Source organism: Nocardia sp. CY15, assembly GCF_009829295.1.
Taxonomy (GTDB): Bacteria; Actinomycetota; Actinomycetes; order Mycobacteriales; family Mycobacteriaceae; genus Nocardia; species Nocardia sputi.
In genome coordinates this window covers 59220-74813 of record NZ_VUOT01000018.1, presented here as the reverse complement: position 1 = coordinate 74813, position 15594 = coordinate 59220, and the positions used below count along the sequence as shown (strand labels likewise).

The 15594-nt window shown below is 68.2% G+C and carries 12 protein-coding genes; 7 read left to right on the top strand and 5 right to left on the bottom strand.

Annotation, left to right across the window (positions count from 1 at the left end; all coding sequences use genetic code 11):
- Positions 1-30: 30 nt before the first annotated feature.
- Both GVY39_RS33965 and GVY39_RS20265 read right to left on the bottom strand, forming a co-directional pair.
- A complete protein-coding gene (locus tag GVY39_RS33965; RefSeq protein ID WP_201295280.1) occupies positions 31-2037 on the bottom strand; it encodes a serine/threonine-protein kinase in 2007 nt (668 codons plus the stop codon).
- A 168-nt stretch (positions 2038-2205) separates the two neighbouring features.
- Complete coding sequence (locus GVY39_RS20265) at positions 2206-2811, bottom strand: TetR/AcrR family transcriptional regulator (RefSeq protein WP_159926858.1); 606 nt, start codon at positions 2809-2811, stop codon at positions 2206-2208.
- 111 nt (positions 2812-2922) lie between these two features.
- Between GVY39_RS20265 and GVY39_RS20260 the strand changes: the two genes are divergently transcribed.
- Both GVY39_RS20260 and GVY39_RS20255 read left to right on the top strand, forming a co-directional pair.
- Positions 2923-3738: an SDR family NAD(P)-dependent oxidoreductase gene (locus GVY39_RS20260; protein WP_159926856.1), complete on the top strand. Its 816-nt coding sequence runs from the start codon at positions 2923-2925 to the stop codon at positions 3736-3738.
- A gap of 229 nt (positions 3739-3967) precedes the next feature.
- Complete coding sequence (locus GVY39_RS20255; protein WP_159926854.1) at positions 3968-5137, top strand: type III polyketide synthase; 1170 nt, start codon at positions 3968-3970, stop codon at positions 5135-5137.
- Between the two features lie 86 nt (positions 5138-5223).
- Here GVY39_RS20255 and GVY39_RS20250 read toward each other — a convergent pair whose 3' ends face one another.
- Positions 5224-6414 (bottom strand): MFS transporter, encoded by a 1191-nt coding sequence (locus GVY39_RS20250; RefSeq protein ID WP_159926852.1) that lies wholly within the window; start codon positions 6412-6414, stop codon positions 5224-5226.
- Between the two features lie 285 nt (positions 6415-6699).
- Positions 6700-7947, bottom strand: coding sequence for a helix-turn-helix domain-containing protein (locus GVY39_RS20245; protein WP_308221191.1), 1248 nt, complete (start codon positions 7945-7947; stop codon positions 6700-6702).
- Positions 7948-8070: 123 nt separating this feature from the next.
- On the opposite strand from GVY39_RS20245, the gene pruA reads away from it, so the two are divergent.
- The 5 genes from pruA (at position 8071) to GVY39_RS20220 (ending at position 14299) form a co-directional block, all read left to right on the top strand.
- Positions 8071-9708, top strand: coding sequence for an L-glutamate gamma-semialdehyde dehydrogenase (gene pruA / locus GVY39_RS20240; RefSeq protein ID WP_159926848.1), 1638 nt, complete (start codon positions 8071-8073; stop codon positions 9706-9708).
- Positions 9708-10667, top strand: a complete 960-nt coding sequence (locus GVY39_RS20235) for a proline dehydrogenase family protein (protein ID WP_159926846.1) — start codon at positions 9708-9710, stop codon at positions 10665-10667. The genes pruA and GVY39_RS20235 overlap by 1 nt, the downstream gene beginning before the upstream one ends.
- 126 nt (positions 10668-10793) lie before the next feature.
- Complete coding sequence (locus GVY39_RS20230) at positions 10794-12236, top strand: amino acid permease (RefSeq protein WP_195070660.1); 1443 nt, start codon at positions 10794-10796, stop codon at positions 12234-12236.
- Positions 12237-12348: 112 nt separating this feature from the next.
- The gene (locus tag GVY39_RS20225) at positions 12349-13758 is read left to right on the top strand and encodes an amidase (protein WP_159926842.1); all 1410 of its coding nucleotides are present in this window, start codon (positions 12349-12351) and stop codon (positions 13756-13758) included.
- Between the two features lie 58 nt (positions 13759-13816).
- Positions 13817-14299 carry an Lrp/AsnC family transcriptional regulator gene (locus GVY39_RS20220; RefSeq protein WP_159926840.1) on the top strand — a complete coding sequence of 161 codons (483 nt, stop codon included), beginning with the start codon at positions 13817-13819 and terminating at the stop codon, positions 14297-14299.
- A 20-nt stretch (positions 14300-14319) separates the two neighbouring features.
- On the opposite strand, the gene ald is transcribed toward GVY39_RS20220, so the two are convergent.
- On the bottom strand, positions 14320-15426 hold the full coding sequence (gene ald / locus GVY39_RS20215; RefSeq protein ID WP_159926838.1) for an alanine dehydrogenase: 1107 nt from the start codon (positions 15424-15426) through the stop codon (positions 14320-14322).
- Positions 15427-15594 lie beyond the last annotated feature (168 nt).

Sequence of the window (15594 nt, the reverse complement as noted above, 5' to 3'; positions counted from 1 at the left end):
CGGTTATCGCGCCCACGGCCTGTTCAGGGCCTAGCCGAAGTAGCGGTGGAACCACGCCGTCAAGTCGGCTTCGCTCTTGGGCCCCTCGTCCGGATGATCGGCGCGCAGCGTGCAGAAATGCCCCGCGATCGCGAACTTGTGGTGCACCACGAACAGACAACTGGGTCCGAGTGCGGGATCGGTGTTCGGGTAGCAGAAGAAGCGGCCGAGGACGTCGCCGTCCTGCCGCCACACGTCGTCGCCCGGTTCGCCGCTACCGCACACATGACCCGAGAACTGTGCGCGATTGGCCTCGTACAGGTAGGTCGCGGATTCCTGGTCGGGTAAGCCGTAGAACTCCGCGGACGGAAACCCGGCCTTCGTACCGCAGGCCAGCACCGCGTCCGCCGGACCGGGCGGCGGATCGGCGTGGCGGCAGTTGGCCGGACCGAAATCACCGGCCAGATGGTTGAGCACCGCACGGTCGGCCTGCGTGTAGTAGTCCGGATCCCGGCCCGTACCGGGGGTACGGAAGCCGAAGCCGCTGCGCGCGGCCACATAGTCGCGGTATTGCTGCTCGGCGGGCTCCCAGAGGTACAGCGCCGCCGCCAACGCCTGCTCGTCCGTGATCAGCAGTGCGGGCCGCGGCGCGGCGGGATCGTCCACCTTGCTGAGAAAACACGACTTGCGGCCGACTTCCGCGCCGTCGCGCAGCATGGGTCCGTCCTGCCCCGGCGGATCTCCGGGACAGTTGTGTCCTTGCAGGCTTGCCAGCAACGCCGAGGTGTAGCCGCGCAGTTGGTCGACATCGCCGAATCGCAGGAACCGCGCCGCGGGATCGCTCGCCGCGGGATTCGCGGCACAGAACACGACCGCGACGGTGGGCGGATCGGCGTCCTCGTGCACGCAGTTGGCGCGTTTGTAGCCCGACGGGCCGACCAGCGACAGCAGTTCGACGTCCGGGCCGTTCGGGGCGCTCGCGTCGGGAACGGCGGTGCCGGTGTCCGGCCGGGTCAGCTCCCAGCCGAGGACGCCGAGGGTGGCGGCGAGCAGGACGACGCACAGCAGGGCGAACACCCGGAGCACTCGGCGGCGGCGTGATCGCCGCCCGTCGTGCTCGCGACCCGGCGGCGTTCCGGTCGCCGCCGCACCCGCGACGGGCGAAGGACTCCCGTCCCCCGGTTCGGTCGGCCGTTCCGGAGAATGGCCGGGGCCTGCGGCCTCCACTGTCGCCGCCTGGGCGGCCGCCCCGAGTTCACCCGCCGTGCCGTACCGCGCCTGCGGGTCTTTGGCCATGCCGCGCGCGACCACCGCGTCCAACCGGATGGGGAGATCGGGGCGACGGGAGTGCGGCCGGGGCGGCGGCTCGAACAGGTGCGCCGAGACGATCTGCGCCTCGGTGTCCTTCGGGTACGGCCGCGAACCGGTCAGGCACTCGTACAGCACGCAGGTGAGGGCGTAGATATCGGCGGCGGGGGTGACCGCGCGGGAGTGGAAGCGCTCCGGCGCCATGTAGTGGAACGATCCGATCGCCGAGCCGTCGCCGGTGAGACTTTCGCCGGTGGCCGACTGGGCGATCCCGAAGTCGACCAGATAGGCGAACCCGTCGGGGGTGAGCAGGATGTTGTCCGGCTTGATGTCGCGGTGCACCAAGCCGTCGGCGTGCGCGGCGTCCAGTGCCGCCGCCACCTGCCGGACCATCGCGACCGTCCGCTCCGGCTCCAGCGGCCCCTGCTCGTTCAGCAGCGCGCGGAGGCTGGCGCCGCCGACCAGCCGCATGTCGATGAACAGCCGGCCGTCGATCTCGCCGTAGTCGTGGATCGGGATGATGTGCGGTTCCTGCAGCCGCGCCGCGACATGCGATTCGCGCCGGAACCGCTCCCGGAACACCGGGTCGTCGTGCAGGCGTTCGGGCAGCACCTTCAAGGCGATGGTGCGGTCCTTGACCGTGTCGTATGCCTCGAACACTTCCCCCATGCCGCCACGACCGATCAAACGATCCAGGCGATACGGCCCGAATCGCGAACCCACCTCGAGCGTCTGACCTCGCGTCGTCATCTCGTCGTCCTCCGTGACGGGGACCCGGAGGGTGTCCGGCGCGGACCGAGCCGAACGCCTTCCCGGGGCCATGGCCCGGGTTCTTGCGCTCAACTGTAGAGCGCCGCGGACCCGTTCGGCAGGCATATGGCGCAGCGGTGCCGCCGCCTGGCCCGAGGCGCACGCACCTTACCCGGCGCTGTCCGGTCGCATGGCTTTGAGAAAGATTTCGACGAGGGCGTCGGCGTATTCGGTGGTGAGCGGGCCGGAGCGGAGCAGCCAGCGTTGGTAAAGGGGCGCGTACAGCAGTTCGAGTGCCAGGTCGAGGTCGGCGCCGGCGGCGAGTTGCCCGGCTCGTTGCGCGCTGCGCAGCCGGTGCTTCTTGGCCTCGTCCAGGGGTCCGGCCAGTTTGGCGCGGTATTGGGCGGCCAGGGCGGGGTCGTTGATGATCTCGGTGTTGAGCGCGCGGATCGGGCCCTCGAAGGCAGGGTCGGCGAACTCGGCCACCGTCGCCCGCATTACCACTTTGAGGTCGGCTTCCAGGTCGCCGGTGTCGGGCAGCGCCATGCTCTGCTCCGGGCCGCCTTCGCTGAGCGCCAGGAAGGCGTCCAGGACCACCGCGCCCTTGGAGGGCCACCAGCGGTAGATCGTCTGTTTGCCCACACCGGCCTTGGCCGCGATGGCCTCGATGGAGAGCTTGGCGTATCCCATCTCGGAGACCAACTCTCGGGTCGCGGTGAGGATGGCCTGCCGGGAACGCTCGCTGCGACGGGCGGGATCGGGCTGTTTGACCATGCCCGGATACTAACACGAATGCAAGACGAGACGGACCGTCTTGACAGCGGACCACTCGAGACGTACCGTCTTGTCTCGTCACAACAGACCAAGCAAGAGGAGGTGGAGCCCATGGCCCGGGTGTGGTTCATCACGGGTGCGTCACGAGGACTGGGCCGGGCGTTCGCGGAGGCGGCACTGCGGGCGGGCGACCAGGTGGTCGGGGCCGCGCGTAACGTCGAGCCCCTCGCCGAACTCGCCCGGCGATATCCCGACGACCTGGTACCGCTGCCGGTCGACGTCACCGACCGCGCAGCCGTGTTCGCGGCCGCGGAGCAGGCGTTCGCGGCCTTCGGCAGGCTCGACATCGTGGTCAACAACGCGGGCGCCATGCTCCTGGGCATGGTGGAGGAGGCGACCGAGGCGCAGATCAGAGCTCATTTCGACGTCAACCTGTTCGGCGCGATCTGGGTGACCCAGGCCGTGCTGCCCTACCTGCGCGCGCAGGGCGGCGGGCGCATCCTGCAGGTCACGACGATGGGCACCGGCGGCGGTTTTCCGATGGTCGGCCTGTACGCAGCCGGCAAGTCGGCGCTCGACTCGGTGAGCGAAGCCGTGGCGATGGAGGCCGAGCAGTTCGGCGTCGAACTCACCATCGTCCAGATGGGCGGCTACGACACCGGCTTGTTCACCACGGGCACCACGATGACGACACCCGACCCGCACTACCAGGAGCTGCGCGAGAAGCTGACCGAGATGTGGGGCGACGACGCCGGCCCCGCACCGGATACTGCCGCCCCCGTGATCATGGAACTGGTCGACTTGCCGGACCCGCCGCGGCGTCTCATCGTCGGCGCCGGATCCTTCGACATGGTCCAGCAGGACCTTCAGGCGCGTGTGGCGCAATATCGCGCCTGGGAGCATCTGAGCCGCAAAGCGCCCGGCTGACGTTCGCACCGAGACGAATGCTCATACGCGCCAATCGGTCTGCCGCAACGTCCCGCTGCGGCCGCCCATGGCGAGATCACGGCTTGCCGACGGCATGGGTCTCGCACGCTGAGCGACATCCGACCCAGGGTGGGGGACCCTCACCCCTGGGGTTCCTATTTGCCAAACATTTGCTCTTCGATGATTGGAGTACCAACCCCCAATCGCTCGATCGAGGAAGAACGGCTCTATGTCAATCGCTCTCGACCACGTACTTCGCACCCGAACAGCTAGGCACACGCGCGAGCAGGCAACTTCGTCGGCGCCGCCGACGACCATACCCGTCATCGAAGCAATCGCGACCGGTGCGCCCAACCAAGTCCTCGACCAATCCGTCGCAGCGGACTGGATAGCTGAGCAATTCACCGATCCGGAGCAGCGAACTCGGATCAGACGCATCTTCCGCAAGACCATGATCGACACCCGGCGATTCGCGGTCGACCCGCTGGATCCTCGACATCATGCGCCCAACGGCGAACCGGCGACGATCCAGGATCGCATGAATCTGTTCTACCGCCACGCCGTTCCACTGGCGGTCGATGTGGCGCGGCGCGCGCTCGACGGTGTCGACCCGGCCGACCTCGGACTGGTCGTGTTCGCCACGAGCACCGGCGTCATGGCGCCCGGCGTCGACGTCGCGGTCGTCGAAGACCTCGGACTGCCCCGGTCGGTCGCTCGCCTGGTGGTCAACTTCATGGGCTGCGCGGCCGCGATGAACGGAATTCGCGCCGCCTCGGATTTCGTCCGGGCCAACCCGGACCAGAAGGCGATGGTCCTGTGCATCGAGCTCAACTCGGTGGACGCCGTCCCCGTCGAAGACGTCAGCGACGCGGTGGGGCACAGCCTGTTCGGAGATGGCTGCGGCGCGGTCGTCGTCGGGGCGGACCGAGGCACACGGCAGGCCGCGGCCGGGACGATCGTCATCCGGGACAACTTCACCCACCTGTTCGAGGGCACCGAAGACGGCATCGCGGTCGGCGTCAACCACGACGCCATCACGTGCGAGCTGTCGGAGAACGTACCCCAGTACATCTACAACGGCGTCGCTCCCGTCGTCGAGGAGGTTCTGCGCCGCAATGGATTGCGACAGCCGGACATCGATGAGTGGGCGATCCACCCCGGGGGGCCGAAGATCTTGCTCGAATCCGCTCGATCGCTCGGCCTCCCGCCGGAAGCCTCGTCGCCGAGCTGGGATGTTCTCGCCGAGTACGGAAACATGTCGAGCGTCTCACTGATCTTCGTGCTCGAACGGATCGCCGGTCAGGCCGGGGCGAACAAACCGACCTCGACAGGCGTCGCGTTCTCGTTCGCGCCCGGAGTCACGATCGAGGGGATCGTCTTCGACGTCGTTCGCCGGTGATCATGCCGACTCTCGGCCATCCGGCCCACTCGCGCGTCCTACCTCGGGACAACGGCCGTTCCCGCGAACAGGCTGCCGCGCCTCCCTCATCCACGCAGCCGTTTCCAAGCGATGATCGTGATCGCGGTCATCGCCGCGAAGGCGATCCAGTAGGGCCCGGTCAGTCCGAACCACCGGGCCAGGAAGCCGCCGAGCAGCGTGCCGAGGGCGACGCCCGCGACATCGAGCAACCTGTGCACGCTCGCCACCCGCCCTTGCAGACGATCCGGGACCGCCCGCTGCTTGACGGTCGAGACCACCACGCCCCAGATCGTCGCGTGAATGCTGAACACCGCGAGGGTCACTCCGACCACCCATGCGCTGGCTGTGAGCGCCAGGACTAGGTGGGTGGACGTCTCCATCACCAGACCGAACCGCAACAGTGCGAGCGCGCCGAACCGCCGCTGGAGCCGGGCCGCGAACGCCGAGCCGACCAGCGCCCCCGCGGCATGGGTGGTGAGAAGGATCCCGAATCCGGCGTCCCCCACCCCGAGTCGGATCTTCGCGTATAGCACGAAGGTGGCGAAAGCCGCGCAGAACGGAATCTGCATGACCCCCATCGTCACGATCAAGTCGCGCAGCGTCCTGTGCCGCCGGATCCAGGTGATCCCCTCGCGGATGTCACGGAACAACCCCCCGGATTCGCTCGACGGCGCCGAGTACGGACGCATGCCCGCCACGATCAACGCTGCCAGCAGGAAGGTCGCCGCATTCACCCCGAACGGGGCAGCGGCGGACAACGCGAACAACCAGGCCCCTACCGGTTTGGCCACCCACATATTGATCACCGAGAAGGTCAGTCCGAGTCGGGCGTTCGCGTCGGGCAGCAGCTCGGAGGGAACGATGGCGGGCAGCCGTCCGGCGGCCGCGGTATCGGCGAGAGTCTCGCCGACACCCAAGAGGAACAGAACGCAGTACAACAACCCGATCGAAACCGTGTCCGTGGCGATGGCCACGGCCAGCGCGCCCACGACGAGGGCACGCAGGACATCGACGACGACGATCATCCGCTGACGGTTCAGCCGGTCGGATATCGCGCCACTGAACAGAGAGAAAAGTAGCCAGGGCAGTTGCTGTGCCAGTCCGGCACCGGCGATCAGCACCGGATCGGTGGTCAGCGAAGCGGTGAGCAACGGGCCCGCGACCATGCCGAAGCCGTCGCCGAGATTGGAGACCGCGCTGGCGGTCCAGAGCTTGGTGAAGTCCGCGCCGAGGCGCGCGGACATGAGGGCACGCAAAGGATAGCTCCTTGTGAAGGGCCGGAAAGGGTCCGTATGCCGCTTCGGAGCGTGGTGTCAGTACAGACCTACGCCGAAGCGAGGACCTTGGCCATACACATGAGAACCTCCTTTGCCGCCGCCGAGCATAGGTCGAACCGCCGACGAGATCCATCCATTTGCCCGGGTCACTCCTGCGGTGCGCCAGGATCACAACCCTGTTCGGAGACAATTCTTTCCGAGCAATAGACGACGCCGCTGGGCGATACCGGCAAGCCGAGCACCGAACCGGCGTACCGAGCGCCGTCAGCTCTGCGCGCGTGTGCGGGGACGGCGGTGCAGGGCGAGCTGGATCTCCAGCAGCAGGCGATCGGCGGGGTCGTCGAGATCCATGCCGAGAATGTCCTCGACGCGACGAAGCCGGTAGCGCAACGTGTTCGGATGCACGCGCAGCGCCGCGGCGGCGTTGCGCACGTCGCCGTGTTCGCGCAGATAGGTCTCGACGCTGTCGCGCAGGTTCGCGGAATGCTTGCGGTCGTAGTCGAACAGGGCCCGCAGCCGTGGATCGCGCAGTTCCGCCCGCGACCCGACCAGATCGAGCACCTCACCCAGCAGCACCGCGGTCCGCGCTTCGGCGAGGGTGGTCACCCGGCTCCTGGACGATGTCGCGACCGTGCTGTCGAGGACTCGATCGACCTCGGCGCGTGCCTCGGCCACCCGGCCGAGATCCGGGACGGGGCAGGCGATCGCGGCCAGCAACGACAGCGAGCGCTGAGCTTCGAACTGCTCGAGCAACTGCCGTGTCCAGGCCGCCACAGCCTGCGCGGACCGATAGCCGGGCAGCAGCACGTAGACGCGATCACCGATCGTGGCGGTCACCGAGTCACCGCGAAAAGAGCTGGCGTGCAGACGCAGAACGGTGCCCAGGACGACCGGCTCGGTGACCGCCTGCTCGGCGGCCACCGGCACGAACCCGATCACCGCCGCCGGACCACTCGACGGCAGATTCAGCGCGTGCGCCACCGCCGCCGCGTCGACCGCCGCACCACCCGCACCGAACAACCGCCGGATCAGCAGCGCCTCGGCGGTGGGTGCGTCGAGGCTGCGGGAGATCAGGCGTCCCGCGATGGCCGCCGCGCCGCGCAGGATGTCCGCCGCGTCCGGTTCGAACGGACGATCGCCCTGCTGCAGCCAGATCGCGCCCAGCACCCGCGGCGCGCGGGCATCCGCGTCCGCGGGTCGGCGAATGCCGATCACCAGCCTGCGCTTGATGTTCAGCTCGTCGTGTGCGGGCACATCGACGACCTCGTCGGTGTCGCGCAGACGATCGAACACGCCCCATTGCCGCAGCAGGGTCAGATACTCCCGTGGCCCCTCCCGATTGAGGATCGATCGCACACGCAACTGATCTGCGGTCTCGTCGGACGCCGAGTACGCGAGCACATGCGACTGCGGGTCCTCGATCGACACCATCCCGCCCGCGTTGCGCGCGATCATCTGCGCCAGCCCGAAGAGGTCGACGTCCGCGGCGACCTCGTCACCATCCCCGGCCACGTTCCCGTCCTTCGGCCAACTCGACAACGCGTTTGTCCCATCTTTGTCCGACTGACTCATTCTCCGGGCAGTTTTCCGGTGTTGACTTCCCCTTACCGGAAAATCGTCGAATCTGGAGGTCATATGGATGGCGTCGTATCCCCGCCCCCGCCGGTCAACGAACCGGTGGGCAGCTTCGCGCCCGGCACGGCGGAACGCGAACGCCTGCGGGTGAAGCTGGCCGAACTCACCGCGACGCCGACCGACGTCGCGCACGTCATCGGCGGTGTGCACCGGCACGCTGACGGCGAGCGGATCGAGGTGGTGCAGCCGCACCGGCACGCCGCCGTCCTCGGCACCCTCACCACGGCCGGGGCGGGCGAGGTCCGCGACGCGATCGCGGCGGCGACCGCCGCGGCCCCGGACTGGCGGGCGCTGCCGTTCCCCGAGCGGGCCGCGATCTTCCTGCGGGCGGCGGACCTGCTGGCCGGTCCGTGGCGGGAAACCATCACGGCCGCAACGATGCTGGGCCAGTCCAAAACCGCCTACCAGGCCGAGATCGACACCCCGTGCGAGCTGGTCGACTTCTGGCGGTTCAACGTGCATTTCGCCCGGCGGATTCTGGCGGATCAGCCGATCTCGACGCCCGGAGTGTGGAATCGGGTGGATTACCGGCCACTCGAGGGCTTCGTCTACGCCATTACGCCGTTCAACTTCTCCGCCATCGCGGGCAACCTGCCCACCGCGCCCGCGCTGATGGGGAACACCGTCGTGTGGAAGCCCGCCATCACCCAGTCGGTGGCGGCGTACTGGACGATGAAGCTGCTCGAGGCGGCGGGGTTGCCGCCCGGCGTGATCAACATGGTGCACGGTCGGGGACCCGAGGTATCGGAGGTCGCGCTGGCCGATCACCGGCTCGCGGGCATCCATTTCACCGGCTCCACGGTGACCTTCCGGCACCTGTGGCGCACCGTCGCGGCGAATTTGGACCACTACGATTCCTATCCCCGCCTGGTCGGCGAGACCGGCGGCAAGGATTTCGTCGTGGCACACAGCTCCGCCGATCCCGAGGTGCTGAGCACCGCGCTGATCCGCGGCGCGTTCGACTACCAAGGCCAGAAGTGCTCGGCCGCCTCGCGGGCGTTCATCCCGCGATCGGTGTGGGATCGGATGGGCCGCGATTTCGTCGACCGGGTGGCCGCGCTCAGCTACGGCGACGTCACCGACTTCAGCCACTTCGGCGGAGCGCTCATCGATCAGCGCGCCTTCGTCAAGAACGCGGCCGCTCTCGCACGCGCCAAGGCGACCCCCGGCCTGACCATCGCCACGGGCGGTCACGCCGACGACAGCGTCGGCTACTTCGTCGAGCCCACCGTCCTGCTCGGCGACGACCCCTCCGACGAGGCCTTCCGCACCGAGTACTTCGGCCCGATCCTGGCCGTGCACGTCTACGACGATTCGGCCGCCGGATCCTTCGAGTCCACGCTCGACCTGGTCGACCGCGGCTCGCCCTACGGCCTGACCGGCGCGATCGTCGCCGAGGATCGGGCGGCGATCGGCGCCGCCGCCGACCGGTTGCGCTTCGCGGCCGGCAACTTCTACATCAACGACAAACCCACCGGGGCGGTCGTCGGCCAGCAGCCTTTCGGCGGGTCGCGCGCGTCCGGCACCAACGACAAGGCAGGCTCGGCACAGAACCTCCTGCGCTGGACCTCCGCTCGCACGATCAAGGAGACGTTCGTCCCCGCGACCGACCACCGCTACCCGCACCAGGAGTTGTGATGGCCTTCTCCGGACTGCTGCGGCCCGCCGTCCTGGCGGCCTCCCGTTCCTCGCGCGTGGAGCGCGCGATCACCCGCATGCCGGCCACCAAGAAGCTGGTCGACCGTTTCATCGCGGGCGAGACCGAGCGCGACGCGGTGACTGCGACGTCGGCACTGCTGGGCTCCGGCCGATTCGTGACGATCGATTACCTCGGCGAGGACACCACCGATCTCGACCGCGCACGCGGAACCGTCGCGCACTACCTGCGGCTGCTGTCGGCGCTGGCGGAGCTGCGGGCCGGGAACGAGACGTCGGTACCTCGACTGGAGGTGTCGCTCAAGTTGTCGGCGCTGGGGCAGGCGCTTCCGCAGAACGGGTACGCCATCGCCCGCGAGTACGCCTACGAGATCTGCACGGCGGCCAAGGCCGCCGGAGTCTGGGTGACCGTGGACGCCGAAGATCACACCACCACCGATTCGACACTGGCGATCGTGCGCGAGCTACGCCTGGACTTTCCGTGGCTGGGCACAGTCTTGCAGGCCTATCTCAAACGCACCGAGGAGGATTGCCGGGCCTTCGCCGGGCCCGGATCACGGATCCGCTTGTGCAAGGGCGCCTATCGTGAACCCGCCTCGGTCGCCTTTCAGAGCCGATCCGCGGTGGACGAGTCCTATTTGCGTTGCCTGCGGGTCCTGATGGAGGGCAAAGGCTACCCCATGATAGCCACGCACGACCCGGCGCTGATCGATGCGGCACTGAGCTGCGTACGCGAGAACGACCGGAAATCCGGCGATTTCGAGTTCCAGATGCTGCACGGCATCCGCGACGCCGAGCAGCGGCGCCTGGTCGCGGCGGGCCATTCGCTGCGCGTCTACGTTCCCTACGGAGACCAGTGGTACGGCTACTTCATGCGGCGGCTGGCCGAGCGCCCGGCCAACATCGCGTTCTTCCTGCGTTCCTTCGGCCGCGACCGCTGAGCCGCAGCAAGCACTGAACTTTATTTGTTCAGCTGACGGACCACTACGTCCCTGTGGTCGTATTAGCTGAGCATGCGATTCTGCGTTACCGCCTCGTCACGTAGCGCAGTGGACGAAAGGATGTCCATGTCCCTTGCGCACCTACGCAGCCAGATGACGCGCCGGAAACCACTCGGCGAGATCGAGGAGGAAGGCGCACCCGCCGACGAGCAGCTGTCGCGGTCGCTCGGATTGTGGCAGCTCACCGCGATCGGCGTGGGCGGCATCATCGGCGCGGGCATCTTCACCCTGGCGGGCGCGGTGGCGCACTCCGTCACCGGTCCTTCGGTGCTGATCTCGTTCCTCATCGCGGGTGTGGCCAGTGGCGCCGCCGCGCTGTGTTACGCCGAGTTCGCCGGGATGGTGCCCAAGGCCGGGTCCGCCTACACCTACGGGTACGTGTCGCTCGGCGAGATCGCCGGCTGGTTCATCGGCTGGGATCTGCTCTTGGAGTACATCGCGGTCGCGGCGGTGGTGGCCATCGGCGTGTCCGGCTACTTCAAATTCCTGCTGGAGCAGGTCGACATCACGTTGCCGGATTGGATGATGGGCGCCTCGGGCACCGGCGAAGGCCATGTCGTCGACGTGTTCGCCGTCCTGTTCTGTCTCGGCACGGCCTGGCTGCTCTCGCGCGGCATCCGCAGTGTCGGCCGGTTCGAGACCGTCGCCGTCGGCATCAAGGTCGCTCTCGTCGTGCTGATCGTCGTGCTCGGTGTGTTCCATATCGACAGCTCGAACTACACCCCCTACTTCCCGTTCGGCGCGGGCGCGGTGTGGACGGGCGCGGCCACCGTCTTCTTCGCCGTGTTCGGCTACGACGCGATGAGCACCGCGGCCGAGGAGTCCACCGACGGCAAGAAGCACCTTCCGAAGGCGATCATCTATTCACTGGCCATCGCCATGGTGCTCTACGTACTGGCCACCCTGGTGCTGACCGGCATGCAGAACTACACCGAGATCAGCCCGACCAGCGGGTTCTCCACGGCGTTCGAGTCGGTCGGGCAGCCGGGCGTCGCGAATATCATCGCGGTCGGCGCGATCGTCGGCATCGTCACCGTGGTGCTCACCTTCATGCTGGGCGTCACCCGCGTCTGGTTCGCCATGAGCCGCGACGGGCTGTTGCCGGAATGGTTCGCCAAGACCCATCCGGTACGGAAGGTGCCCACCCGGGTGACGTGGATCGTCGGCATCGGTTCGGCGCTGATGGCCGGGTTGCTGGACATCACCGTGGTCGCCGAACTCACCAATATCGGCATCCTGATGGCGTTCATCGTGGTGTCCGTCGCCGTGATCGTGCTGCGGCGCACCCGCCCCGACGAGCCGCGGGAGTTCCGGCTGCCGTTCATGCCGGTCGTGCCGCTGATCGGCATAGGCTTCTCGCTGTACCTGATCTGGTCGCTGCCGTGGGAGACCTGGGCGCGTTTCGCGATCTGGCTGGTCGCCGGGCTGATCGTCTACTTCGCCTACTCGCGTACCCACTCCAAGCTGGAGCGCTCCGGTTCCGCCACGACGGCGGGCCCGGCGACCTGATCTGCCCGTCGAACCGAACAGACTCGCCGGGCGGTATTCGTTGCGGAACGGTCGCTCCACCGCATACGGTCGGGAATGTCGGCTTCGGCGTCCCGGGAAGGAGCGGTAGCGGATGGATCTGCAGGAGATCGTTTCCTCGGGTGTGCTCGAACAGCGCGAGCTTCTGGCGCAAGGTGCGCTCTCCACGGAGCAACTCGTCGAGGCGACGCTCGACCAGATCGACGCCGCGGCAGATCTCAACGCTTTCACCCACGTCCTGCGCGAGCAGGCGATGGCCGAGGCCGTCGAGCGGGACCGTGAGCGGGCGGCGGGCGGCGCGGTCGGTCCCTTGCACGGGGTCCCGGTCGCGGTGAAGGACGAATTCGACGTCGCGGGTGTGGTGACCACCTTCGGCACCCGGGCGAATTCGGTTCCGGCGGTGTCGGACGCCGAGGCGGTGCGCAGGCTTCGCGCGGCCGGGGCGATCATCGTCGGCAAGACCGCCATGCCGGAATTCGGGCAGTGGCCGTTCACCGAGTCCAGTACCTTCGGTGTGGCCCGCAACCCGTGGGATCCCAGCCGCTCCCCCGGCGGATCGAGCGGCGGCTCGGCCGCCGCGGTGGCGGGCGGGCTGGTGCCCGCCGCACTCGGTGGTGACGGCGGCGGATCGATCCGGATTCCCGCGGCGTGCTGCGGCTTGTTCGGTCTCAAACCGCAACGCGGGCGCGTGCCGATCGCCCCGAACGAGCACCTGTGGTGGGCGCTGGGTGTCGCCGGGCCGCTCACCCGCGGCGTACTGGACTCCGCCGTCGTCTACGACGTCATCCGCGGCAGCACTCCCACCGACCGGTTCCGGGCGCCGGATCCGGCGATCTCCTTCGAAGCGGCGGCGCGCGAACCGGCCCGGCCGTTGCGCATCGGCTACAGCACCAAGTCCCCCACCCCTCTGGTGAAACTCGATCCGCAGCACGTGCGCGCCGTCCGCGACACCGCGAAGCTGCTCGCCGAGCTGGGCCATACGGTGGCGGAGATCGACCCGAGCTACCCGGATTCCACGCACGCCTTCTTCCCGCAGTTCTTCGGCGGCGTGCGCGCCGAACTGGCCGAGGTGGATCACCCGGAACTGCTCGAACGCCGCACCAGGCAGACGGTCATGTTCGGGGCCTGGGCACGCAGGCCGGTGGTCGAATGGGCGATCCGGCGAGGAGAGGTGCTGGCGCGCAAGGTGGATCGGATCTTCACCGAATGCGATCTGTTGCTGACGCCCACCATCGCGATCCGCCCGCCGCTGGTCGGCGTGCTCGACGGAGCGAACACCGTGCGAGCTCAGCTCGCCTCGGTTCCGATGGTCGCCTACACCGCGCTCTGGAACGTCACCGGGCACCCCGCGGCGTCCCTGCCCGCCGGCGTCGGCGACGACGGGCTTCCCCTGGCGGTTCAGCTGATCGGCCCCACCAACGGCGAGACGGCGATTCTGCCGATCGCCGCGCAACTCGAGCAAGCGCGTCCGCACCCCCGTCCGGTGAGCCGCTCCGCCCGATAGCCGAAGAAGCTTCACGCGGACGCGCGGCCTGGCGAATGGGATTCGGTAACGTCGGCCTATGGCCAAACCCGACTCGACGTCGACCGTCGCGATAGACGACATCGACCGGATCCTGCTCGACCAGCTGGCCCGGGACGGACGCATGACGAACAACGCGCTCGCCGCCGCCGCGGGCATCGCGCCCTCGACATGTCTGGGCCGGGTGCGATCGCTGGTGCAGCGCGGCGTGATCCGCGGGTTCCACGCCGACATCGATCCGGCGGCCCTCGGCCGCAGCCTGCAAGCCATGATCGCGGTGCGCCTGCGCGCGACCGCGCGCAGGCAACTGGCCGAGTTCGGCGCGCGTATGTCGGAACTGGACGAAGTGCTCAACGTGTACTTCATCGCGGGCGCCGACGACTACCTCGTACACGTCGCCACCGCGAACACCGACGAGTTGCGCGCTTTCGTGTTGGATCATCTCAGCGCCCACCCCGCGGTCGCCTCGACCGAGACGATCCTCATCTTCGAGCACATGCGTCCGCGGTCCGGGAACGCCTGACCGACCGTCCTGGGCAGGACCTAAGCGGCGAGAGTCCGGGCGGCGTACCCGTGTGCTTGCGCCACCGTCTCCGACAACAGCGCGCCGCGGTGGGTGCTCAATCCCGCGGCCAGCCCGGAATCCGCCTCGACCGCGCCGCGCCATCCCCGCTCGGCGAGCGAGATCACGTGCGGCAGTGTCGCATTGGTGAGGGCGACGGTGGAGGTGTTGGGTACGGCGCCGGGCATGTTGGCCACGCAATAGAACAGCGAGTCGTGCACCTGATAGGTCGGCTCGGCGTGCGTGGTCGGCCGCGAGTCGGCGAAGCAGCCGCCCTGGTCGATCGCGATATCGACCAGCACGGAGCCCGGTTTCATCTGCGCCACGAGATCACCGGGCACCAGGGTCGGCGCTTTGGCGCCCGGCACCAGTACCGCGCCGATCACCAGGTCCGCCTCGCGGACCGCGGTCTGCACCTCGAGCGTGTTGGACATGACGGTGCGGACCCGGCCCGCGTAGCGCGCATCGATCTCGCGCAGCCTTGCGATGTTCAGATCCAGGACGGTGACATCGGCGCGCATACCGTGTGCCACCGCGATCGCGTTGCCACCCGCGACGCCCGCGCCGAGCACGGTGACCTTCGCGGGCCTGGTACCCGGCACCCCGCCCATCAGGACACCGCGTCCGCCCACGCTGCGCATCAGGTGATAGGCCCCAGCCTGCGCCGCCAACCGCCCCGCGACCTCGCTCATCGGCGCGAGCAGCGGCAGCGTGCCGTCGGGGGCGGTCACCGTCTCGTAGGCGATCGCGGTGATACCCGCCGACAGCAACGCGTCGGTGCACTCCTTGGACGCGGCCAGGTGCAGGTAAGTGAACAGCACCTGACCGGCCCGCATGCGGCCGTACTCCGCGGCCACGGGCTCCTTGACCTTCAGCACCAGATCGGCGGTATCCCACACTTCGTCGGCGGTCTCGAGCACGTGTGCGCCCGCCACGGTGTACGCGTCGTCAGGGAAGGCCGAACCGCGTCCGGCGCCCGCCTCGAGATACACCTCGTGGCCACGCGAGACGAGTTCGTGCACGCCGGCCGGCGTGCATGCCACCCGGTACTCGTGGTTCTTGATCTCGCGGGGGATTCCGATTCTCACCTGCACTCCTGTCATCGAGGGACGGCCATTCGACGAACCGCTCCAGTGAGTATGAATTTTATTCTGGCTTAGTGCTATATTTCTGAATATAATTCTCAATATTACGAATCTATCATTCGAATCCACCGATACAGCGGTCCCCGCCGCCGCTTTCTCCGCAACATCTTC

Coding starts and splice junctions, on each gene's coding strand:
- GVY39_RS20235 (WP_159926846.1), top strand. CDS start 9,708: ATGGCCTTCTCCGGACTGCTGCGGCCCGCCGTCCTGGCGGCCTCCCGT.
- GVY39_RS20225 (WP_159926842.1), top strand. CDS start 12,349: ATGGATCTGCAGGAGATCGTTTCCTCGGGTGTGCTCGAACAGCGCGAG.
- GVY39_RS20260 (WP_159926856.1), top strand. CDS start 2,923: ATGGCCCGGGTGTGGTTCATCACGGGTGCGTCACGAGGACTGGGCCGG.
- GVY39_RS20255 (WP_159926854.1), top strand. CDS start 3,968: ATGTCAATCGCTCTCGACCACGTACTTCGCACCCGAACAGCTAGGCAC.
- GVY39_RS20220 (WP_159926840.1), top strand. CDS start 13,817: ATGGCCAAACCCGACTCGACGTCGACCGTCGCGATAGACGACATCGAC.
- GVY39_RS33965 (WP_201295280.1), bottom strand. CDS start 2,037: ATGACGACGCGAGGTCAGACGCTCGAGGTGGGTTCGCGATTCGGGCCG.
- GVY39_RS20265 (WP_159926858.1), bottom strand. CDS start 2,811: ATGGTCAAACAGCCCGATCCCGCCCGTCGCAGCGAGCGTTCCCGGCAG.
- GVY39_RS20230 (WP_195070660.1), top strand. CDS start 10,794: ATGTCCCTTGCGCACCTACGCAGCCAGATGACGCGCCGGAAACCACTC.
- pruA (WP_159926848.1), top strand. CDS start 8,071: ATGGATGGCGTCGTATCCCCGCCCCCGCCGGTCAACGAACCGGTGGGC.